We start from the raw sequence: 22277 nt of genomic DNA on the forward strand, positions 1-22277 counted from the left end.
GTCGTTCTTATTCCGCTAACGATTGATTTTTTAAGTCGAAGATAATTCTCCTAGAATTGCTTCTGCTTGCTTAGTTTGTCCATCCCGGATATAGGTTATGGTTACTTTGTCGCCTACCTTGTTTTTATAGAGCTCACGAATTAGGTCCGAAGAATTTTGAATTTGGACATCGTTAATCTTGGTAATGACATCGCCCTGTTGAATTCCGGCCTTTGCGGCTGGACCATTTTGCGTTACTCCTGAAATGTAGGCCCCTTGGGGTTTATTGTTAGTTTTAGCGTAAGTGTTGTATTGATCATCGGTGCTGACTAAAAGGGCTGGATGCGTGGCTACTCCTGAAGCGATCAGCTGTTGAATTGTTGGCAAGGCGTCTGAAATTGGAATTGCGAAGCCCATTCCTTCAAAGCCTGTTTCGGCATATTTCACCGAGTTAATGCCGATAACCTGTCCTTGATAATTCACAAGCGGTCCGCCGCTATTACCAGGGTTTATGGCTGCGTCTGTTTGAATTAGATTGTAACTCGCTACGCCTTGGAGGTTTAGGGTGCGATTGGTGGCTGAGATGACTCCCGTGGTTACGGAACGTGCAAATTCATCGCCGCCAGGATTTCCAATTGCAACCACAGATTCACCTACTTCAACTTTTGAAGAATCTCCTAGCGCTACTGCGGTAAGGTTTGTTGTATCCGAAATCTGCAATACCGCAAGATCTGTACGTGGATCAGCGCCAATGAGTTTCGCATCAAGAGTACGCCCATCGCTTAGACTGACGGTGATTTTTTGGGCACCCTCAATCACATGATTATTGGTCGCAATATAGCCTTTTTCAGCATCAATGATAAAACCTGAGCCGCTTCCAGCCTCCTGGAGATTGGAGTTTCCTGAAAAACCTCGACTCGATTGGAGGTTTGAAACCCCCACAACTGCGGGACCAACATTTTTAGCAATTTGCGCTACAGGGTAAATAGTTGCATCGGCTGTATAATTAGCAACTTGTGTAAACGAGGAATTAGTTGTCTGCAGTGGTGAGGAAGTGTTTGCCGGGTAAATATAAGGGACTGTTGCAACAGTAGTCAGGCCGCCAATGACGGCACTGATTAAACAGAGGCTTGCGTAGGCAACAACCTTTCTCTTCGGTTTATGGTGGGGGATAGGTTGTTGTACGGCGGACAATATTTCGATTTCCTTTACCGCGTTAGTGTTATCTGAAGAGCCGTAATTATCATTGAACGTTGAGCGAAATTCTTCTTCCATAATATGTTCCTCCTTTATTTTCTGGATTTAATTAGGATCGTAGAGATTATGGCAATCAAAACAATTCTGGTAGAGTATTATTTTGGAGTTCTCTTCGTCTGACTAAGTGCTACTTCCTAAGGATATCCGAAATATGTTAAAGGAAAAGGTGCAAATTGTGAAAGTTTATTGGGCTTGAAGTCTAGATTCTGTGAAATGGGGGGAAGAGGGTGACTAAAAGAAATAATCTTTGCTTTGCATATTAGAAGGACTAAACAAGTTTTTGCCGAATTGTGAGGATTAAGGAAAAGTGGCTATACGGGGGCAGGTTTGTGAATACAGTGATGAATATTAGATAGGAGTGTCAAACTATGTTATATAATAAAAGGTATCTGGGAACTTCTTTGGCAACCCAGATGATTCTTATACCATTTTTGCTCACCATAGGACTTCTCATGGTTTCGTCGATCACAGATGGGCTAAGGTTATACGAGCTTGGCAGGGATGCAAGGAAGTTGATTCTTTCATTAATAGCCCTAACAGGTTCAGTTATGGTGGGGATTTTTGTTGGTTACTTTTTTGCAAGATTGTCCAAACATAAGCCCGACAGCGCAAAGGAAAGGTATTTCCCCGCCCTTGTGCCAATTATCTATGCTCTGGTCTTTGCTATTGTTGCATTAACATTTTCAAAGGGGAATTTCAATTCAGGTTGGTGGGGAGTGTATGCTCTTAAGAACCCAATGCTTTTGATCGCAAAATAGAAACTAGGGAAAATAAAATTTCTATAAAAGTAAGGATTCTGGACAAATATGAGGAGTTACCAGCAGAAAAGGAGCTAATAATTTTATATAATGGTTTTATACTGTACAGGCATCTCCAAATGTCGAAATCGGTGTAAAAGAACGATAAAGAATTTTATGCTTATCAAAAAACTGTGTTTAAAGAGGAAGTGTAGTATGAATTCTGAAGTAAAACGCTCAGTTTGCCCTTACGATTGTCCTGACGCGTGTGGGCTTTTAGTTACAGTTGTTGATGGACAAGCCGTAAAGGTGACGGGTGATCAGGAACACCCTTTTACTAAAGGTACTTTATGTCCCAAAATGGTTCATTATGAACGAACAGTTCATTCCCCACAGAGGTTGACACGTCCGCTCCTGCGCATTGGTGAAAAAGGAGCTGGCCATTTTAAACCTATTTCATGGGAGGAAGGGATTCAACATATTGTCAACCGTTGGAGGGGAATCATTTCTGATTATACGGCGGAAGCTATCTTACCTTATTCCTACGCGGGAACCATGGGTGTTGTTCAACGGAATTGCGGGGAGGCTTTTTTTAATAGATTAGGAGCCTCCAGGTTGGCCCGCACTATATGTTCCTCAGCTAAGGGTTATGGTTGGGCATCTGTTATGGGGAAGACCCTCGCACCTCATCCTGATGAAGTTGAAAAAAGCGATTTTATTCTTTTGTGGGGCACGAATGCGCTGGCTACAAACATCCACCTTCTGAATAAGGTCCGTGAAGCCAAAAAACGTGGTGCGACAGTTTGGCTCGTTGACACCTACGAAAATCCCACAGTGCAGATTGTTGATAAGGTAGTGTTAGTAAGACCTGGAAGAGATGGTGCTTTGGCCCTCGGTATAATGCATATCCTGGCTCGTGAGGGTTGGATAGACCAACCTTTCATTACTAGGTATGTCCAGGGATATGAACAGCTTGGAACAGAAGTTTTGCCCGAATATACGCCGGATAGAGTAAGCCAAATTACTGGGATTGAAGTGGGTTTGATCGAAGAAATGGCGCTTCAATACGGCAAAGCTCGTGCACCTTTTATTGCTTTGGGATCAGGGCTTTGCCGTTATGGGAATGGTGCAATGACGGTCAGAACAATTACTTGTCTTCCTGCACTAATCGGAGCTTGGGGTAAGTCGGGAGGCGGGTTGCTGGCAAGTGTTTCTTCCGGCTCGGCTTTTGACACGAGTCAAGTAACCCGTGAAGATTTCTTGCCTGAGCCAACCCGTGTCGTGAATATGAATCAGCTGGGGTATGCCCTGACGGAATTATCAAAACCGCCGATCATGAGCATGTACGTGTACCACTCCAACCCGGCCGTTGTAGCCCCTGATCAAACGATGGTTATCAAGGGACTAATGCGAGAGAATCTGTTTACGGTCGTTCATGAACGATTTATGACTGATACAGCTCGTTACGCGGATATTATCTTGCCGGCTACCAGTTCCTTAGAACACCCGGATATATACAGGGCCTATGGGCATTATTGCATCCAGCGAGCGGCGGCGATTATACCACCTGTAGGCGAAGCTAAGTCTAACTGGGAGGTTTTTCAGTTGCTCGATCAGGCTATGGGCTTTGAAGAGGCTTTCTTTGCTCAAAAGGCCGATGACCTGATTAATCGACTGATTGATCCGCCAACACCTTGGCTGGAAGGAGTAGACCGAGTGAAACTCCAAGCAGGCCATCCAGTAGAACTTTCTTTGCCCGAGAACTACAAAACAGCCTTTATTACTCCTTCTGGTAAAATTGAATTATACAATCCCAATGAAGCTGAGCCATTACCACGCTATTTTGATCCTTACGAGGATGATGCCCCCTTTTATTTAATGAGTTCCCCCAGTTTATATTCGTTAAATTCTTCGTTTAACGAGCGACCTGATTTACTGCAGAAGAAGGAAGCGCCCTGTCTCCAAATGAACCCCAAAGATGCGGAATACAAGAAATTGCAAGACGGGCAGAGGGTGATCGCCTTTAATGAGCGAGGAGAGGTAGAGTTTAATCTTAAGTTAACGACTGCTGTTCCTCAAGGGGTCGTGGTAACGGAAGGCCTGTTCTCAAAGGAAAATATGCCAGGAGACAGTTCAGTAAACGCTCTTACATCCCAACGCTTAACGGACCGAGCAGAAGGGAGTACACTCTACGATGTGAAAGTGGATGTCAAATCAGGGGAGGCTAAACCATAAGTAAGAAGCTCGTCAGATTCATTTCATTTAGAGGTAACGCTTTTATCAAAAATCAATAACCTACCAATTCAATATTCAGGTTGGCGGCAAACATTTGCCGTCATTTTGCTTTTCTATAGGCGCGAGTATCATTCTCTGAACATAAATTAGCAGAAGGGAGTTTTACTAGCTTAGAGGAGGATTTTTATGCAAATTCATGTGGTAAAGTCTGGGGATACTCTCAGCAAGGTTGCCCGAGATTATGGGATATCCGCTCAGGAGATTGCGGATGCCAATCAGATTCCAAATCCTAATCGATTGGTCGTTGGGCAAACGTTTGTAATACCGATAACAGGGCGATATCATTTTATTCAACCGGGAGAAAGCCTATGGTTAATCAGCCGCCGTTATAATGTCTCAGTAGCAGAGTTAGTCAGAATCAACAAGATTCCAGATCCTAATAATATTCCGGTTGGTTTACGGCTTTATTTGCCTCAGAAACCAAAGCAACCCATAGAAACAAACGCATACATCGATCCGAGAATGACCAGAGGCCGTTCGGCCGAGGCTGTCGACAAAGTAGGCGAGCACCTGACATATCTGGCTATTTTTACGTATGCGGTTAATCGGGATGGGAATCTAACCCCCGTTGAGGATCAGCCATCGCTTAATGCTGCTTTTAAGGACAGAGTCTTACCTCTTTTGGTTTTAACCAATTTTGAGGAGGGACAGTTCAGCACAGAAATTGCCACTGCAATTTTGACGAGCGAAACTTTGCAAGATCGAGTGCTGAATCAAGTGCTTCAGATTATGAATGAGAAAGGATACAGGGGTCTTGACTTTGACTTTGAGTATTTGGGAGCTGAAAATCGAGTGCGGTATGTTCGATTTTTACAGAAGGCCCGGCAATTATTAAAGTCTCGTGGGTATTACATTTCTGCTGCACTGGCACCAAAGTATAGGGAAGAGCAACGCGGAGTTCTTTATGAGGGTCATGATTATAAGGCGATCGGTCAAGTCGTTGATTTCATCTTTTTCATGACATACGAATGGGGATGGTCCGGTGGAAAACCAATGGCAGTATCGCCATTGCCTCAGATGAGAAACGTAATGCAGTATGCCGTATCTGTTGTACCGAAAGAGAAGATCATGATGGGGATGCCTTTATATGGATATGACTGGACCCTGCCTTATGTAGCTGGAGGTAAGTTTGCTAAGTCTATTAGCCCGCAACGAGCTTTGGAACTAGCCCTTCGTTACGGTGTAAGTATTAACTATGACAAAGTCTCTCAAGCTCCGTGGTTTAGATACACAGATGAAGAGGGAAAACAACATGAAGTTTGGTTTGAGGATGCAAGGAGTATGCAAGCCAAGTTTGATTTAGTCAAAGAGCTTGGGATTAGAGGCTTCTACTATTGGGTTTTAGGAAACGACTTTCCACAGAATTGGCTTCTGATTGAAGACAATTTTGTGGTACGCAAACTGATGTAGTGAAAATCCCAAAAGATGACGACTACTCGTGAGGGGATGTAATGAAACTTGCCACGAAACCGCTAGAACCGAAAGGTTAAGGCGGTTTTTCTTTTGGAAAAATCCCTGAGAGCTGCGTGAAACCGCAACGGCTGACCGATGCGGTTTCAAGTGGATATCATGTGTTAAATATTTAAAAGTTTTTAGATGATCAACGTATGCTTCTAAAGCTTATTGTTTTGGCGCTGTACCTGGACCGGCGGCATCCACCGCTGTGCCTGAACCAGGAGTTTTCCCTGCGTTAGGATCAGACGAACCTTCAACGGCTGCCCCTACCCCCAAATTTGCTTTGAGTTGTGCTTGCCGTGCTAAGTCAAGCCCTTCACCTAGTATCCTCAAGGCTTCTTTAGGGCTGTGCCATCCCATGCTATTTTCAGCAGATACATAATCCCATCGCCACTGGGCTTGGCGATGCAAAGTTCTGGACTCATTCATCATATCTGCTTTGGCAGCAGGGTTTTTGGAGGCAGTTGTGATGGCATTGATGGCGTCTGTGAGCGCAGTCTCTAATGCAACTTTTGCTTTAAACACAGTATCCTGGGTGCCTATAACTTGATTCCTTAAGTATTCTTCACTTTGTTTATGACAGGTTTGACAGGATTGAGAGATAGAGTTAAGTGGACTTTGAAGATGATGTGAGGAAATTTTGCTTTGACCTTGTTTTACATAGGGCATATGGCAATCCGCACACGCGACACCGTTTGCTGCGTGAACGCCTGTAGAGAAGAGTTCATAATCTGGGTGTTGAGCTTTAAGCATTGGAGCCTGGCTTTCTTTATGATCCCAGTCTTTGAAGCTTATCTCAGTATATAACTTTTCTGCATCATCCATTTTTAGACCGTAGTTCCAAGGAAAGGTGACTTTCTTGTTATCTGGTTTAAAGTAATACTCAACATGGCATTGAGCACACACCATAGTCCGCATCTCTTGCCGACTAAAGTTTGCAGGGTCAATTCCTCTGGTTTTCAGGGCATCGAGAAGGGGTACACTGGTAATAGTGAGGGCCATAGTTTTTTGGTCATGACAGTTCGCACAGGAGATTGGGTGCTTAATTTGATCTTTTAAATCGTTAAAAGGAGTTGACCAGAAGGAATCTCCCATTTTGTCGACGAGTGGTTTAACATTGGGGCTTTTGCAGTTCCAGCAAGAACTGATAGTTTTTGGGCCAACACGCAGTGTTCCTGTAACATCTTCCAAAGCCCAAACGTGGCCCCGTTCCTCGTTATAATCTTCCGAAAAAGGGTATCCTGCAAATAGTTTCACTTGAGCCGGAGATTCTTTCAGATGAGATTCAGGGAGGGAACCTCCGTATTTAGAATTTCCCTTTGTTTCTTCTTTTTGCTTTTGGTAGCTGGCATATTGATCAGGGTATGCTTTCCCCCAGACGGCTGGATCGAGTTCTCCCTCTGGTATCGTTGCTGTTGTTGGAGGAGTTGGTGATGAATCTTGGTTGCAACCAAGTATTAAAAATCCTGTTAGTATCAGCATAAGACTAATTAAAAGAGAGCTACGCCAAAATTTTTGCATTAAAAGTTACCTCCATTATTAACGAATTGCCGTATGAATTTGTTGACTGCTGAAAGGCTGAGTGGGAGAATCGTGCGGCTCTCCACGATGGCACTCAAAACATTGTTTTCCATCACTGGTGTTAATTCGAGCAACGACCGTAGAATGACAATTAAGGCAGTTGCGTTGAAGTATGTTTCTGCTCCATTCTGTTGTATGTAACACATCGGGTGGGGCAAAGGTGTTTTTATAGTAATCCCTGGCACCTGAATATCCTTTGTATACAATCTGTTCGACGATATTATTATGTGGAATGTGGCATTCTTTACAGCCTACCCCGTTTGTTTCACGATGAGTACTGTGAAGAGAGGTTTCGTACGGGGGGTTCATAATATGACAGGTCGTTCCGCAGTAATATGTGGTCGAAGTCCGCTCATACTGTGCTACGATGAAAATGCCAAAGATAACTAATAGGGGTATGCCAATGAGAAGCCACTTTTTTGCTTTTCGTGATAAGTTTTTCATAGGAACCTCCTTTCAATTCAATATTTTTAGTATGAAATTTTTTCTTTGCTTTTATGTACTTATGAACTATTAACAAAGGTTATTACGGCGTAGCAGTCAATTGAGTAAATACTGACTAATGGCGGGCATAAAGGGAAGCGAGTTGCACAATTAAATATAAAAGGACCCTTGACTGGCATCTCTTTACTTCCAGCTAAGGGTCCTTTTAGTAAGCAGAAAATTCATTTCGGGGGAAAAGAATTCTTTCTTATGAGATTATATGGTTATTAGTAATTAAACAAAAAGAAAAGCTAAGGCCATAATGAAATAGGCTGCTAAAAGTTGTGCACCCTCTAACCAGTTGGAACGGCCATCCATGCTTATAATCGCCGTGATTACAGTAGCCATAATAATAACGATGAGTTCATACCCAGAGAACAATAGGTCGAGGGGTTGCCCAATAAAGTATCCCAGGAAAACCAACAGAGGTGCGACAAAGAGCGCAATTTGAGTACTTGAGCCTATAGCAATTTCCAAACTGATATCCATCTTGTTCTTCATGGCCATTAATACGCTGGTAGAATGCTCTGCGGCATTGCCGATGATCGGAATGACGATGACCCCAATGAAAAGCTCACTAATACCCAAGGTTTTAACGACAGGGTCGATTCCTTCGACTAGAAATTCACTCTCAATGACTACAAAAAAAGTAGCGATGAGCAGAATCGAAAAAGCTTTAAGTTTTGACCAATTTGGGGAATCTGAACATTCTTGACTAGGTCGAAAAACATCCTTGTGTGTATGAAGAGAAAAAATTAAACTAAGTATATAGACCGTCATTAAAATTCCAGCAACTCCAAGGCTTAAGGGCTCTGCAGCAGGATTAGAATGTGTATTGAGAAAGACTGCAGGTATAATCAATCCCGTCACGGCCATAAGGAGCATGGAAGTATGCATACCAGCGGCTGCCCTGTTAAATTTTTGGGTCTTATATTTAAAACCGCCGAGAAGCATGCTTAGTCCTAACACTAAAAGAAGATTCCCGATAATAGATCCTGTAATGGAGGCTTTGACCACTTCGACAAGTCCTGCTTTTAGAGCAAAAATAGTAATAATAAGTTCTGCGGCATTACCAAAAGTGGCATTCAGCAAACCGCCTACTCTTGGGCCAACATAAATAGCAATTTCTTCTGTGGCTTTGCCCATATAGCCGGAAAGAGGTATTATACTTAAACAGGCAGTAACAAAAAGTAAGACAGGCGAGTAATCCGTCAGATGTACGAAAATGCTGATTGGGATAGCCAAAAGTAATGGGTTGAGATATTTCAAAACCTAACCTCCTCAAATTATCTAACCATCATTAAAAGTCTATTTGATTAGGTATGTCAATTAGATTGCTCTAATCAAATAAGAAATTAATAAGGAGAGAGTATGAAAGAATTAATTGACACATGTTTGTCGGATTTCAAATTGCGATTCGCTGAAATTGAAGATGTTTCACTTATTTTAGGTTTTATTAAGGAATTGGCAGACTATGAAAAAATGTTGCCTGAAGTTGTAGCTACTGAAGAAGTTTTAAGAGAATCTCTCTTTAAACAAAAAAATGCAGAGGTGATTATTGGGGAATACAAAAATGAACCAGCAGCTTTCGCCTTGTTTTTCCACAACTTTTCTACATTTTTAGGAAGACCCGGTATATACTTGGAAGATTTATACGTTAAACCTGAAATGAGAGAAAAAGGGATGGGGAAGATTATCTTGTCATACCTGGCTAAATTAGCTATTGACAGAAAATGTGGCAGATTGGAATGGTGGTGTTTAGATTGGAACGAGCCTTCGATTAAATTCTACAAAAAGGTTGGGGCAGTTTCCATGGATGATTGGACGGTATACCGAGTAGCGGATGAAGCTTTGTATAAACTAGCGAGCGATTCGAATTAGTAGGATAAAGGCCAGAAGTTGGGTTAAGCAATTTCAAGAATTAAAGATGAAACAAGGCTGGAATGCGCTAAGAGCTTCCAGCCTTATTTTATTAAATTTGAAAGTCCTGGCAGAGACGATATGGCAGGCTGTATTTAACTATAAGTACAAAAATGAGGACTGAGTAACTATACGTTGAGTAACACAAGAGTGTTATTTTAGAAAGCCATTAAGGATGGTATCTTCTGCTTCCTGCTCTGAGAATCCCAGAGACATTAATTTGATTAACTGTTCCGATTCTATTCTGCCAATGGCGGCCTCATGAACAAGCTGTGCTTCACTATGATGAGCAGAAATCCTCGGTGTAGAAAGAACCTGAGCATTATGCATGATTATGGCATCACATTGTATATGACCACGACCTTTATTTCGGCCAATAAGATCAAAATAAAATACTTGCTTTGAATCGTTTTGAGCAACCGAACGGGAAATTATTTGTGCGGAAGAATCTACTCCTAATAATTCTACGGTTATATTTGATTCAGCTTCTTGATCTTGATAGGTGAGAAGCCTTTCAGTAACTACGAGCTTTGCATTATCCATTAGACGAATTTCTGTATCCCGTTTTGTTTGGTCAATCCCTTTTATTTGGATCAGTTCTAGTTCGACTGCAGCACCCTCTTCTACTTCGATAATCGTCTTAGGATTTAAAACTCGTTGGCCTTTTCCCTCACCTTGCCCGTAGTGCTTTTCTACATATTTCAGTTTGGCGCCTTTTCGAACAAAAAAAGTGTGAATTCCGTCGTGCTGAGATTTGTGGTGTCCTGAATTATGTATTCCACATCCAGCAACAATCACAACGTCTGAATATTCGCCAACCTCAAAGGTATTATAAACAACATCATTAATGTTTTCTTCTGTAACAATAACCGGAATATGAACGCTTTCTCCTTTTGTGTAGGGTTTTATGATCACGTCAATTCCTGACTTGTCAGTTTTGGTGATAATGTCAATATTAGCAGTTGTATTGCGCTGAACTCCAGCTCCGTTTTTACGAATGTTAAAAGCCCCTTGTGGAATCTCATGAAGATCGGCCACTTTCTCCAGCATCAGCTTATCCAACGCATTCAGCACTTTGACCAACCCCTTTCACACATTTAGTACTACATGCACAAGAATCATTATTCATAATTCCAGCAAGGATTATATCACGTTCCGATTGCGCGCTCACCATGCCACTGGACATAATGATTATTTCATCGGCGAGCTCCATAATGCGTTCTTGATGAGAGATGAGGATGATTGTTGTATCATATTTCATATGAATATTTCTAAAGGTTTCAGCGAGTTTTTGAAAACTCCATAAATCAATCCCTGCTTCAGGTTCATCGAATACCGCGATTTTTAGATTTCTCGCAAGTACAGTGGCGATTTCAATTCTCTTCATTTCTCCGCCTGAGAGACTGGCATCCACATCCCTGTTCAGATAGTCCTGTGCGCACAATCCAACATCATAGAGGAGATCACAGATATTTACTTTTTCCGGATTATGTGAGGCCGCCATTTTTAGTAGTTCCCTGACTTTTATTCCTTTAAAGCGTGGGGGACTTTGAAAAGCATAGCCAATACCCATACGAGCTCTCTCAGTAATACTCATAGATGTAATATCTTGTCCATCAAGTAGGATTTGGCCTGAGGTAGGATTATAGACACCCATAATAATTTTGGCCAGAGACGATTTGCCTCCGCCATTTGGACCAGTAACAACATATATTTTTTTCTCATAAAACTTTAAATTGATATTCTTGAGAATCTCAAAACCTTTATCTCCTTGTATTTCTAGAGATACTTTTTGTAGCTCAAGCATTCATACTCCTCCTTTGTGTCGACATGCCTATGTTCAACAATAACATAATTCTACAATTTATTGTAGTTGAATTATAAAAGTAGTTCATATAAAAAAGGCTGAAAGCGGGAGCGCTAACAACTTCCTGTGAAAAACTCTAAGTAATAACTTTTATGTAGGGCAACGGCCAAAGAGGCCGCTGCAGATTACTAAGCGAATTCCACTCTTCCACCAGCTGATTGAACTGCACTAACGATAGAATCCAGATTCATAGCGTTACCAGATCCGCCACCGAGGAAAGGCAAACGAATAATTAAGCAAATTCCACTAGGTGAAGCAACCTCAACAAGGTTTAATAGATTGATAACAGCGCCGGGCGGTATAAAAATTCGCAACAGTGTTCCAGGAAGTTGACCGCATTGGGGTATAACAGGTTTTGGTTTGCAGATATTAGATCTTCGGTAAAGCATAACATCACTCCCCTTATTCATAGGACTGTTTGCACAGTCCATAAGACGACTAACACTAGAGGAAGAATGTTACGGAAGTGAAAGATCTTGCCTTACCTGGTTTATAGTATGATTGATTGTCCAATAAGGTTACACCTGTAAAATGTGTTTTTTAAAACGTTCTCTTAATCACTGCCTTTGAGGATACGTTTCATAAGAAACGGATGCAATCCCGCATCTTCTTTACAGAGTATTGCTAATCCATTCAATAAATGATTCAACCATCTCAAAGGCGCAGACAGGATTAGCAGCCAACACTTTATGGATCTGTGCGGTTTCAGCCCAAAGCGCACTAATGGATAAAACACCCACTTCCTTAGCAGCATGTACATCATATGCTATGTCACCCACATAAGCGACTTCTTCAGGTGAAAAATGCCAAAGATCCAGGATTTGGCGAATATGATCGGGTTTACTGGCTCGATGCTCTGAACCGGTTATAATTTTTTCGAAAAAATGTTCTAATCCCGAGTGCTTTAAAGATATTTCCATGCTTCCAGCACCCTTGCCGGATACAAGGGCTAACTTAATTTTTCGTTCTTGCAGGAGATTCAGAGCTTCAATTATACCTGGAAAGGGCTCAGCATAGTCTACATGAAGACGGTCATATTCGTCTAGATAAAACTGCAGACTTTCCCTCCATAAATCTGGATAAAGTTTCTTGAAGATTCCTTCCTCAGATGGCCCAAATAAGGAAGATAATTCTTTGTCAGAGTATTCACGACCAGAAAACTTTAATAGCGTACGACCAAAACTAGTTCGTACGACTGGCAGTGAATTGATTAATGTCCCGTCCAGATCAAAAATAAATCCTTTAAGTTTCATATATACTCCTTTAACTTATTAGCATCTCTGACTATTTCTGTTATTTTATAACATATTAAATACAAATACCATACCTGCTAATGATAAGTGAATGGTCGTTTTTTGGATATTAGTAAAAAAAGTTTAAATGTTCTTTGAGGCCTTGGAAAAAGAGTCTAATTGGTTTGATTTATGAATACTATAGATTGTACAAGTTAGCAGACAAGTATAAAGGATGTGTTAAGTTGGAGTCTAATTCTAATCTTAAGGCAAACTTATTTTACTTAGATAATGGTTATTATCTGTCTAAAAACGATCCATTATTTTGGAAGAAGCTATTGCAGAGGCAAGCCGACAATGGGGAAGCAATGTTTCACGTTGGAATGGACGCAGAGTTAGAGGCCAAGAAATACTTAGAGAAATTCTACACCACAAGAATAGACAAGTATTTAATTTTATATCACAAGGCAGTAACACGCTCTTTTAATTTAGTAAAACATTCTTTCAACAAAGGGTTTGTACCTGCTAGAATAGAAGCGCTAAGAATTGAGCGAGAGATGAAACTAACTGAAAAGAAAATATCTGAGATTACTAAACCTGCGAGATTTAGTAACAAACAAATAATCCTGTTGTTTATTACAGCCATTATCTTCAGCGTTCTTGGGGCGTTCCTTTTCTTGCCGTTTGAAGAATCAAGAACGCTGAATTATTCTAACCACAATTATACTTATATGTTGCCTTATGAAATTATAGAGATGAAGCCCAACAGTATTGCGTTTCTCCCTAAAAATCAATCTGTCATAATCATTCCCGAAAAAGATTTGAACAGAGAAAAACTAGTTAATGAACTTGTTGGAAAGCTAAAAATAGAATACGAGTTGAATCCCAGAACTGCCAAACAAGTATTGGCGATGGACGAAAAGAGTAATGAAATTGGTATGGCAGTATGGGAAGGCGGAGATAGGAATATCCAAGTTTATATTTATCTTCCAGACAATCAGGTTGCCATGAATAACAAAGAACGTCAATTATGGGAGACTGCAACTGTAGTTAGGAGTGCTTTATACCAGTTTGTTAAGGAAAATGGGTATATGCCTAAAGATTTAAAGGTTCTCGGTCAGGCGTTCCCTTATAATTATTTAACCGAATTACCCAAGGAACCCTACGAGTTAAAGAATGCTGTCACTACTTTTCCGACAAGAGACGGGGGGTGGCTTTTTTCGCTTGTAGAGTTATCGAATGAAAAGGACTTAGTTTCTGTAGTGAAAGATGCCCTAAAGCCTAATCTTCTCTATGATAAGGATATTCCTTTTATGCCCCTGTCCATTGCCATTGATAAGGAAAGTAATAGTTTATCCGTTATATCAGAAGATAAAATTATTCGTAACTATAAGGTTGCCCTGGGTAAAGCTGACACAACTCCAGAAGGGATTCTGCGCATATCCAAAAAGGTTGTGAATCCGGATAAGAATATTCTTAAAGCAGATAATGTGTATGGGACAAGAGCAATGGAATTGTCAAATATGAATTATGCAATACATGGTACGAATACTCCTGCGACTATTGGTGAAAATGTTTCTCAGGGCTGCATTCGATTGAATAATTCGGACATGGAAGAATTATATGCGATGATACCGCTCAATACAGCTGTTGAAATATCGAAGAATTTATCTCTGAAGAATCCGAAGGAAAAGGAATGGATCCTTTATTCCCCTAATAAGAACCTCTATAACTCCCTTGGTGATCCAATGGAAGAAGACCTCTTTACCAAGTATCATTGGGCTAATTAAATTAAGTCTAACAAGTGAATTAGAGTAAACTAGAATAGATGTAATAATTACCAGAGTATTATAAGTGACTTAGTTTATACTATTGATTATAAGGGTACGTATTGGTTGAGCCAAGATTTATATATGCTCCTCAAGGGGTGTATAATTAATCGGCCAAAGACTTTATATAAGGTGATAAACGCTTATATAAAATCGGAGGGAAGATTTTCAAGGGTGGGGAAAAGCTTTTTTGCAGTCCACAAGGATTGTTTTAAGAAGGTTCCAACTTATCCTAAAAAATCGAGCTAAGACTTTATTAGGTGTTGAGTTTTTCTTACTCAACCATATGTCTGAGGATATATGCATGTGTAAGAAATCCGGTTATATTCAGCCGAGAGGGTGTGTGTAGCTGGGTAGATATCTTATAAGGTTGAACAAACCATCAATTTGAGTGGTGATTTGCTCAATTATTATCGTAAGATAATAGTTAGGGTAATAAACGATTTTAATTGGTGTTAGGTGAGATCAGTACGTGCTCTTATTTATAAACCCCTAGAAATTTAAATGCCAGCACATTGTGCTGGCATTCGATGTTTAGGAGCATAAGGGAATCAGACACTTTTCTTTAGTTTCTTTTCAGATTGTTTGTTAATCATATTCAGCAAGTTTATGGTACGCCGATTTGCCCAACGCAGTTCAGTTGCAACAACAGATACTTCCATTAAAGCCCGTAAATAGAAGACCCCACAAACTTTACGATTCCAATCATCAATGGCACGGTCAAATGATTCCCAATACCCTATATCCTCCGTATAAGAACCGGAACCTTTCTTCTCGGTAACTCCAGAGGAGAGAGAGTCAATAAGTCCGGCAAGCTTCTCATATCCAAGAGACAAGATATCCAGAATTTCTTTGAATTCCGCCGTGATCTCTTGCAGTTCTTCGGGGGAATAGGACTCTCTTCTTCTTGTTACTCGTTGTGCAGTCATTTGATTAATGCTTTCTCCGCGTTCGATAAAGCCTCGACAGATCTCCAATAGTCGTTCAATAAAGGGAGGATGATCGTCCATTGTCATTTCTTCTCTGGCATGCTCGTAGAGGTTAGTCACCTCATCAAGCAGGTTTTGTTGCTCTTGAGGATCAGGCCTCTGATAGTAGGTGAAATTTCCTGCATGAATGAAGGTGTTAAGGCTTTCTAAGAAATACTTTGATGTGAGTTGGACAAGATCGTTTAGAGTACTCATAAATTTGGATTTATATCTTGGCGGGGCCAGAATTCGGTTAATAAGTAAGGCCACCCCAAGACCGACAAAGATACTGAGGGATCGGGAAAGAGCGTGGATAAGAAAGGTTTCTCGAGGAGAATCGAGGATGAATATGATTGAGACAATTCCCATAACGATTCCGTTAGGCCAACCTATCCAGTTGCAAAAGATAATAAGAAATACAACCGTAGTGCCTATGAAAATGGGATTTGTACCAAAGAGCAAACCCATAATTAGGGAAAAAACGATGGCCAGCAAATGGACGCCAATCTGTTCCCAGGCATTATTTATTGATTTGCTAACAGAAGGCTGCATATTTACCACTGCGGTAATGGCTGCAAAAGACGCAGGTTCAATACTAAATACATTACAGATAAAGAGTGTTGTGGCGACAGCAAGTCCGGTTTTGACAGTTCGTGCTCCAATAAGCATAATTATTTCCCGCCTTTGAGCTAGTAATTGAAATAGTTTATCACATATTGGTCAGGAAATAAATTAGTCAATTCTCGATGAGGGTGAATCTTTTTGGCCAAATTATCAAGGAATCATTTTGTAAAAGAAGGGGACAATGTTGCTTATAAGGAAAACTATTATCTCTATATTATTGATATAAATAAAGGAATTTTAGTATACCTTGCCGAATAGCAGTACGTTATTCATAATGTACTAAAATAAGAAAATTAAACCATTAAACTAGAAGTAAGATAAGTTTGCTTATTTTGGGCTAAGGGGAAGGAGAACACAAAAGCTATGCGCATTGTCATAGTTGGAGCCGGAAAAGTTGGATTTAGTTTGGCCCAGCGATTATCTGAAGAGGGACATGAAATTACAGTGATTGAGCAGGATGAAGAGCGACGTCTCATCGTTCAGAACAGCTTGGATGTAATGACGATCAGCGGTAACGGAGCTAGTCCCCAAATTCTTGCGGATTTCGGTTTGTTGAAAGCGGACCTAATGGTTGCAGTAACGGATCGGGATGAAGTTAATATGATCGCCTGTATGGCAGCCAAACAAGCAGGGATATCCCGAACCATTGCTCGTGTAAGAAATCAGGAATACGCAGGGAGAAATCAGCTTGATTTTAATAAAGCCTTGGGGATAGACTTGACGATCAATCCGGAAATGGTAACAGCGGTTGAAATTAGTCGCATTCTTCTCACACCTGCGGCTTTGGATGTTGAAGATTTCGGAGATGGTAAAGTACGCTTATTGGAAGTTCGGGTTAGAGCTGAGTCTCCGTATGTCAATATAGAACTTAAGAGATTGACTTTACCGGATCAAATACTCGTTGTTGGAATTCTACGTCAGAATCGAATGATAATACCCCATGGCACGGATTGCTTGTTACCGCAGGACAGTGTTTTTTTTGTTGGGGCACAGGCTGCTATTGAGGAATTCAGCGAACATTTCTCGGAGACAAAAACAAAGATACAACGTGTAATGATCATTGGGGCTGGTCGCATCGGGAGACATCTGGCAAAAATCTTAGATCAGGTAGGAATTTCAGTAAAAGTCATTGAGAAAAGTCGAGAACGCTGCAATGAATTGGCCAAGATCATAGATAAGGGACTTGTGCTCTGTGGTGATGGCACGGATATTGATCTGTTAATCGAAGAAGGGGTTGGGGAAACAGATGCTGTGGTTTGCCTAACGAGCGATGATAAACTGAATTTATTACTTGCCCTTTTAGCTAAAGACTTGGGAACCCAAAAGACGATAGTCCGTGTAGGTCGTTCTGAATATATGTCTCTCATGGGTAAAGTGGGAGTTGATGTGATTCTTTCTCCAAGACTCCTAACTGCTGGAGTTATTTTGCGCCAGGTACGTCAAGGGGAAGTCGTTTCTGTGTCTCTGTTGGAAGGTGCCAAAGCGGAAGCAATGGAAATTGTGGTTTCTGCAAAGTCTTCAATTATTGGTCGTAAACTTAAAGATGCAAAAATTCCAGACAATATTTTGATTGGTGCTCTTGTTCGAGGAAATGAACTTATTATTCCTGATGGAAACACGATACTTCAAGCCGGAGATCGCGTTGTAATCTTTACGCTCCCAAATTTAGTTAAAAAAATATGTAAAACATTTTAAGGCAGGGTAAGAAAGTGAACTATTCATTTGTAGAAAACATTCTTGGCCGTCTGATGATTGCCTATGCTGGGTTTATGGGAATCCCTTTTCTAGTGGCTTTGATTTGGCAAGAGGGGGACATCCTTTCGTTTTCTCTCTCAATAATTATAACCTTAGTTGCAGGGCTCATACTGGTAACTCACGGACAAAAAGAAGGCCGCATGGGTGTGCGGGAAGGATTTGTTATTGTTGCTGGTGCGTGGCTATTGACGGGTTTGGCCGGTGCATTACCCTTTGTTTTAAGTGGAGCAGTTCCAACATTTCTTGACGGTTTGTTTGAATCAGTTTCAGGTTTAACGACCACAGGCGCAAGTGTCATTGACAATGTGGAGATTCTCCCTAAGAGCATTCTCCTTTGGCGAAGCCTAACACATTGGCTTGGGGGAATGGGAATCATTGTCTTATTTATTGTCTTTCTGCCTAATATGACCGGTGCAGTTCATCTCTTTAATGCAGAGGTTACGGGTCCGACTTCCGAAAGAGTTCTCCCTAGAATCCGAGATAATGCCCTGAAACTGTGGCAAATCTACTTGGGCTTTACAGTAGCGCAATTTTTCCTACTGATGCTCGCAGGTATGAATTGGTTTGATGCTATTAATCATTCCTTTGCAACGATGGCGACGGGAGGATTTTCTACAAAAAATGCCAGCATCATGTACTATGATAATTTGGCGATCGAACTCATTATTATAATTTTCATGATTATCGCTGGAGTTAACTTTGGACTATATTTTCAGGCGTGGCGCTCTGGGATAAACAAGATTTTCAATGATATTGAGTTTCAGTTTTATCTGCTGATTATTGTAGTCTCGACTCTTCTGATTACCCTAAGTTTGTGGTGGACTATGGGCACTGGGGGAGGCAATTCGTTGCGACAGGCGCTCTTTGAGGTTGTTTCAATCATGACCACTACCGGGTTTACTGCAGCGGACTATGATCAGTGGCCGTCTGTAAGCAAGATCATCCTTCTGTGCCTTATGTTTATCGGTGGATGTGCGGGTTCTACGGCAGGAGGAATGAAAGTGTCTAGAATTATTCTTCTTTTTAAACTTGGTTGGGTAGAGTTGAGAAGAGCAATTCATCCTAAGGCGGTTATCAATGTACGCTTTGCTAAAAGGACAGTCGATCCTGTGATTTTTAATACAGTAGCAGTTTTTTTCTTTCTCTTTTTATCGATTTTTGCATTTGCCACGCTTCTTCTTGCTGCAACAGGATTAGAACCGTTTGATGCGATGAGCGCAGTAGTTGCCACTTTAGGGAACATTGGTCCGGGTTTTGGAGTGGTTGGCCCGACCACTACGTTTTCTTCAATCAACGCCTTTGGTGAAAGCGTCCTTATTCTATGCATGTTACTGGGGCGATTAGAGCTCTTTACTTTGTTGGTACTTATACAGCCAGAATTTTGGCGCAGTCGTAAAGGGTGGTAGGATTTCAGTTTGCGAGACTCTTATTATTAATTAGACTAATTGTGTCACTGTTTAGTTAATGCAGGCGTTTTGCGGAAGGATAAGAAAAATGATTGAGATTAGAAAAGCTCAAGGATCAGACTTCCAACAAATATGGACTATTTTGCAGGAAGTTTTTCAAAAAGGGGATACATATGCTTTCTTTCCTAACATCACTAAAGAAGAAGTATTCCAAATTTGGATGGAAATACCTTTAGCCACATATGTTGCAGTCGAGAATGAACTCATTCGAGGTACCTATTATTTAAAACCTAACCAACCGGGTTTAGGTTCTCACGTTTGCAATGTTGGCTATGCTGTAAGTTCTAATGTCCGTGGTAAAGGAATCGGCAGACTGATGTGTGAGCATTCTCTTAACGAGGCTAAGGCTTATGCATTTAAAGCAATGCAGTATAATTATGTAGTAAGTACAAATCAAGCCGCCGTTGAATTATGGAAAAAATGTGGTTTTAAGATTGTCGGTACACTTCCCAAAGCATTTAACCACAAAGAAAAGGGATTAGTTGATGCTTTTGTGATGTATCAATGGTTTAATTAATAATAAGGCGATAAGGTATCCAATTCTCTTTAAATAAAAAGGCCTTTAACTTGGTTTTAAACAAGTAAAGGCTAATTAATTTTCTGTCCAGCTTTACTGTTTTGTTGATTCTTGACTATGTCCCACATTCAGATGGCAAGTAAGACAAGAAGTCTTATTCTTTATAATTTCTGCATGCGGAAACTTTGGCGCAAGATCTCCGGAAGTAAGGAGAAGATTCTTTGCCTTGGGAAAATCGCTGCCAGTATGGCAGGAAATACAAGCTTCAGTATTTAACCTTGCCTCTATCTTGTTAGGAACCTGGTTAGTAACATGTAAATATACTTCCTTTAAACCACCGACTTTTCGCTTAACGTAACCGATTGTACCAGGATCGGCATGGCATTTTAGACAAGTAACATCTTTGTGTTTTCCTTGGGCCCATGAGGTTACAGATGGACTAATTTGATGGCAACTTGCGCAAAAGTTTGGTTGTGAGGTGTAATGCATACCAATTAAAGCTAATATACCCAGCAGAACCACGGCCAGAGTAGAAATTATTACTACTTTTTTGGTCTTTCTACTTAGCTTTTGTTCTTTATAGGCATCTTCAGCATTGGTCAAAGTTCTCAGCTCCTTCTTTAAGTAATAACGTTTAATCTTTCATATTTTTAGATAACGAAATTATAGTTCCCTTATTCCTTGAATTATATCTATTGAAAAATTAAGGAGGTTTTTTCAAATGCCAAGAAAAGCTTACACTGCTGAAGGGGCGGTTGCAATCGGCCCGTATTCCCATGCCGTAGAATCGGGTGATCTCATTTATCTTTCGGGGCAAACCCCTATAGATTGCACAACAGGAAAGCTTGTTTTAGGTGATATCACTACTCAAACTGAACAATGCTTTCAAAATCTATTCAATGTTTTAGTTGCTTCCGGTTTGACGTCAGATGATGTTATTAAGGTGAACGTTTTTCTAACAGACATGGTAAACTTTGATGCTATGAATTCAGTCTATAAAGCTAAGTTTTCTTCACCTTATCCTGCCCGTACTACAATTGGTGTCTCCTCATTGCCTCTTGGGGCTCAAGTGGAGATTGAAATGATTGCAAGAAGAGGAGATCGCTAAACATACTCAATAAAAAAGATTTGGATTATAAGGTCAATTTTAAAGGCGACAATTATAGAGGGGATTTTTAGGATATGCTTGAGCGTCACGTCATAAAACACTTAGCACCTGGATGGTTCGCTGTAGTCATGGGTACAGGGGGACTTGCAAATATCTTATATCAATGGAAGTATGTCTTTCCCGCAGGAAACGTGTTGAGCTTAGCAGTTGCAGCACTGGCTGATATTCTTTATTTCTTGGTTCTCGTTCCATGGATTATTCGCTGGATTTCTTTTTTTGAGTATGTTCGAAGGGATCTTCATCATCCAGTCGCAAGCAATTTCTTCGTTACGATGCCCGTAGCTACTATCATTGTAGGAACAAATATCTATACAATTTGGAGTCAATATCTAGGCGGATCCCTGACTTTCATAATTACGACTATTGCCTGGATGATAGGATTAGCGGGAGTCACCTTTTTCTCTTTCTACACGACTTTTAGGATTATTCAGGTTGAAGTGGCACCCAAACCAGAAACGACTAATTTCTCCTGGATTATGGCACCGATAGCTAATATGGCAACATTATTGTTGGGGAATGTTGTTTTAATTCAAAGTTTAAGTTATAAGCCCGCTTGGAGCATGTCTATTTTCATTATCAACACAATTATGCTGGGGATAGGTTTCTTTTTGTTTATATTTATTAGTGCCGTGATCTTTGTTCGTCTTGCCCAACATGCGCTTCCTCCCGCGGAGTTGACGCCGTCGTTCGGGATCCTGTTAAGTGCTGTTGGTCTTGCTGCTATTGCCATCATTGATATTGCAAAAAATGCCGAAAACCTTGGAATATTAACATCCATCGATCTTGCTTACTTAGGGGCAACGATTATCTGGGGTTTTGGTGTTTGGGTAATTGGGATTACTGGACTGATTTTCATTCATCATATGCGAAGGGGTGGAATCCCTTTTGGGTTGGGATGGTGGGCGTTTATCTTCCCCTTGGCAGCCTATACAATAGCAAGTCAGAAAATAGCCTCAATCTATTTAACACCCCTTACTTATGGGTTTAGTGCTTTGTTAACATTTTCACTTGCTCTTCTTTGGAGCTATGTTTTTATAAAAACCATGGCAGGTGCTTTAAGTGGTAAGCTTTTCATGGGCAGCCCAATTTCACAACCGGTAGGGAAAACTGTAATTGCGAAATCCTAACGGGACTATTGAAGGGG

General features: G+C 40.8%; 20 protein-coding genes. 10 read left to right on the plus strand and 10 right to left on the minus strand.

Going from position 1 to position 22277, the window contains the following annotated elements; translation table 11 throughout:
- Positions 1-30: 30 nt before the first annotated feature.
- Positions 31-1254, minus strand: a complete 1224-nt coding sequence (locus M8E35_RS05045; RefSeq protein WP_252467698.1) for a S1C family serine protease — start codon at positions 1252-1254, stop codon at positions 31-33.
- Between the two features lie 350 nt (positions 1255-1604).
- Between M8E35_RS05045 and M8E35_RS05050 the strand changes: the two genes are divergently transcribed.
- From M8E35_RS05050 to M8E35_RS05060, 3 genes are all read left to right on the plus strand, one after another.
- Positions 1605-1994: a hypothetical protein gene (locus M8E35_RS05050; protein ID WP_252467699.1), complete on the plus strand. Its 390-nt coding sequence runs from the start codon at positions 1605-1607 to the stop codon at positions 1992-1994.
- Positions 1995-2189: 195 nt separating this feature from the next.
- Positions 2190-4208 carry a molybdopterin-dependent oxidoreductase gene (locus M8E35_RS05055; protein WP_252467700.1) on the plus strand — a complete coding sequence of 673 codons (2019 nt, stop codon included), beginning with the start codon at positions 2190-2192 and terminating at the stop codon, positions 4206-4208.
- Between the two features lie 186 nt (positions 4209-4394).
- Entirely contained in the window at positions 4395-5678 is a 1284-nt protein-coding gene (locus M8E35_RS05060) for a glycoside hydrolase family 18 protein (RefSeq protein ID WP_252467701.1), read from the plus strand.
- Positions 5679-5888: 210 nt separating this feature from the next.
- Here M8E35_RS05060 and M8E35_RS05065 read toward each other — a convergent pair whose 3' ends face one another.
- The 3 genes from M8E35_RS05065 to cax all read right to left on the minus strand — a co-directional run bounded on the left by M8E35_RS05065 (position 5889) and on the right by cax (position 9056).
- Complete coding sequence (locus tag M8E35_RS05065) at positions 5889-7244, minus strand: ammonia-forming cytochrome c nitrite reductase subunit c552 (RefSeq protein WP_252467702.1); 1356 nt, start codon at positions 7242-7244, stop codon at positions 5889-5891.
- An 18-nt stretch (positions 7245-7262) separates the two neighbouring features.
- A complete protein-coding gene (locus tag M8E35_RS05070) occupies positions 7263-7748 on the minus strand; it encodes a cytochrome c3 family protein (RefSeq protein WP_252467703.1) in 486 nt (161 codons plus the stop codon).
- Between the two features lie 273 nt (positions 7749-8021).
- The gene (cax, locus tag M8E35_RS05075; RefSeq protein ID WP_252467704.1) at positions 8022-9056 is read right to left on the minus strand and encodes a calcium/proton exchanger; all 1035 of its coding nucleotides are present in this window, start codon (positions 9054-9056) and stop codon (positions 8022-8024) included.
- 102 nt (positions 9057-9158) lie between these two features.
- On the opposite strand from cax, the gene M8E35_RS05080 reads away from it, so the two are divergent.
- Complete coding sequence (locus tag M8E35_RS05080; RefSeq protein ID WP_252467705.1) at positions 9159-9668, plus strand: GNAT family N-acetyltransferase; 510 nt, start codon at positions 9159-9161, stop codon at positions 9666-9668.
- Positions 9669-9860: 192 nt separating this feature from the next.
- Here M8E35_RS05080 and M8E35_RS05085 read toward each other — a convergent pair whose 3' ends face one another.
- The 4 genes from M8E35_RS05085 to M8E35_RS05100 all read right to left on the minus strand — a co-directional run bounded on the left by M8E35_RS05085 (position 9861) and on the right by M8E35_RS05100 (position 12827).
- Entirely contained in the window at positions 9861-10781 is a 921-nt protein-coding gene (locus M8E35_RS05085) for a SufB/SufD family protein (protein ID WP_073029904.1), read from the minus strand.
- Entirely contained in the window at positions 10762-11514 is a 753-nt protein-coding gene (locus M8E35_RS05090) for an ABC transporter ATP-binding protein (protein ID WP_252467707.1), read from the minus strand. Before M8E35_RS05090 ends, M8E35_RS05085 begins: the two co-directional genes overlap by 20 nt.
- A 188-nt stretch (positions 11515-11702) precedes the next feature.
- Positions 11703-11963: a hypothetical protein gene (locus tag M8E35_RS05095; protein WP_252467709.1), complete on the minus strand. Its 261-nt coding sequence runs from the start codon at positions 11961-11963 to the stop codon at positions 11703-11705.
- Between the two features lie 222 nt (positions 11964-12185).
- On the minus strand, positions 12186-12827 hold the full coding sequence (locus M8E35_RS05100; RefSeq protein WP_252467710.1) for an HAD family hydrolase: 642 nt from the start codon (positions 12825-12827) through the stop codon (positions 12186-12188).
- A gap of 224 nt (positions 12828-13051) precedes the next feature.
- On the opposite strand from M8E35_RS05100, the gene M8E35_RS05105 reads away from it, so the two are divergent.
- Positions 13052-14596, plus strand: a complete 1545-nt coding sequence (locus M8E35_RS05105) for a L,D-transpeptidase (protein ID WP_252467711.1) — start codon at positions 13052-13054, stop codon at positions 14594-14596.
- 590 nt (positions 14597-15186) lie between these two features.
- Here the strand turns inward: M8E35_RS05105 and M8E35_RS05110 are convergent.
- Positions 15187-16272 (minus strand): FUSC family protein, encoded by a 1086-nt coding sequence (locus M8E35_RS05110; protein ID WP_252467712.1) that lies wholly within the window; start codon positions 16270-16272, stop codon positions 15187-15189.
- A 318-nt stretch (positions 16273-16590) separates the two neighbouring features.
- Here M8E35_RS05110 and trkA point away from each other — a divergent pair, with 318 nt between their 5' ends.
- From trkA to M8E35_RS05125, 3 genes are all read left to right on the plus strand, one after another.
- A complete protein-coding gene (trkA, locus tag M8E35_RS05115; RefSeq protein WP_252467713.1) occupies positions 16591-17922 on the plus strand; it encodes a Trk system potassium transporter TrkA in 1332 nt (443 codons plus the stop codon).
- A 14-nt stretch (positions 17923-17936) separates the two neighbouring features.
- Complete coding sequence (locus M8E35_RS05120) at positions 17937-19388, plus strand: TrkH family potassium uptake protein (RefSeq protein WP_252467714.1); 1452 nt, start codon at positions 17937-17939, stop codon at positions 19386-19388.
- An 88-nt stretch (positions 19389-19476) separates the two neighbouring features.
- A complete protein-coding gene (locus tag M8E35_RS05125; protein WP_252467715.1) occupies positions 19477-19965 on the plus strand; it encodes a GNAT family N-acetyltransferase in 489 nt (162 codons plus the stop codon).
- 93 nt (positions 19966-20058) lie between these two features.
- Here the strand turns inward: M8E35_RS05125 and M8E35_RS05130 are convergent, their stop codons facing one another.
- On the minus strand, positions 20059-20568 hold the full coding sequence (locus tag M8E35_RS05130; RefSeq protein ID WP_252467716.1) for a cytochrome c3 family protein: 510 nt from the start codon (positions 20566-20568) through the stop codon (positions 20059-20061).
- A gap of 118 nt (positions 20569-20686) precedes the next feature.
- Here M8E35_RS05130 and M8E35_RS05135 point away from each other — a divergent pair, with 118 nt between their 5' ends.
- Together M8E35_RS05135 and M8E35_RS05140 are read left to right on the plus strand one after the other, a co-directional pair.
- Positions 20687-21073, plus strand: coding sequence for a RidA family protein (locus tag M8E35_RS05135; protein ID WP_252467717.1), 387 nt, complete (start codon positions 20687-20689; stop codon positions 21071-21073).
- Positions 21074-21147: 74 nt separating this feature from the next.
- A complete protein-coding gene (locus M8E35_RS05140) occupies positions 21148-22260 on the plus strand; it encodes a TDT family transporter (protein ID WP_252467718.1) in 1113 nt (370 codons plus the stop codon).
- Positions 22261-22277: the final 17 nt, after the last annotated feature.

This window comes from Desulfosporosinus nitroreducens, from assembly GCF_023897015.1.
GTDB lineage: Bacteria > Bacillota > Desulfitobacteriia > Desulfitobacteriales > Desulfitobacteriaceae > Desulfosporosinus > Desulfosporosinus nitroreducens.

Bases quoted from the DNA above. Each gene is read 5' to 3' on its own strand.
- M8E35_RS05045 (WP_252467698.1), bottom strand. From the start codon at position 1,254: ATGGAAGAAGAATTTCGCTCAACGTTCAATGATAATTACGGCTCTTCA.
- M8E35_RS05050 (WP_252467699.1), top strand. From the start codon at position 1,605: ATGTTATATAATAAAAGGTATCTGGGAACTTCTTTGGCAACCCAGATG.
- M8E35_RS05055 (WP_252467700.1), top strand. From the start codon at position 2,190: ATGAATTCTGAAGTAAAACGCTCAGTTTGCCCTTACGATTGTCCTGAC.
- M8E35_RS05060 (WP_252467701.1), top strand. From the start codon at position 4,395: ATGCAAATTCATGTGGTAAAGTCTGGGGATACTCTCAGCAAGGTTGCC.
- M8E35_RS05065 (WP_252467702.1), bottom strand. From the start codon at position 7,244: ATGCAAAAATTTTGGCGTAGCTCTCTTTTAATTAGTCTTATGCTGATA.
- M8E35_RS05070 (WP_252467703.1), bottom strand. From the start codon at position 7,748: ATGAAAAACTTATCACGAAAAGCAAAAAAGTGGCTTCTCATTGGCATA.
- M8E35_RS05080 (WP_252467705.1), top strand. From the start codon at position 9,159: ATGAAAGAATTAATTGACACATGTTTGTCGGATTTCAAATTGCGATTC.
- M8E35_RS05090 (WP_252467707.1), bottom strand. From the start codon at position 11,514: ATGCTTGAGCTACAAAAAGTATCTCTAGAAATACAAGGAGATAAAGGT.
- M8E35_RS05095 (WP_252467709.1), bottom strand. From the start codon at position 11,963: ATGCTTTACCGAAGATCTAATATCTGCAAACCAAAACCTGTTATACCC.
- M8E35_RS05100 (WP_252467710.1), bottom strand. From the start codon at position 12,827: ATGAAACTTAAAGGATTTATTTTTGATCTGGACGGGACATTAATCAAT.
- M8E35_RS05110 (WP_252467712.1), bottom strand. From the start codon at position 16,272: ATGCTTATTGGAGCACGAACTGTCAAAACCGGACTTGCTGTCGCCACA.
- trkA (WP_252467713.1), top strand. From the start codon at position 16,591: ATGCGCATTGTCATAGTTGGAGCCGGAAAAGTTGGATTTAGTTTGGCC.
- M8E35_RS05125 (WP_252467715.1), top strand. From the start codon at position 19,477: ATGATTGAGATTAGAAAAGCTCAAGGATCAGACTTCCAACAAATATGG.
- M8E35_RS05135 (WP_252467717.1), top strand. From the start codon at position 20,687: ATGCCAAGAAAAGCTTACACTGCTGAAGGGGCGGTTGCAATCGGCCCG.
- M8E35_RS05140 (WP_252467718.1), top strand. From the start codon at position 21,148: ATGCTTGAGCGTCACGTCATAAAACACTTAGCACCTGGATGGTTCGCT.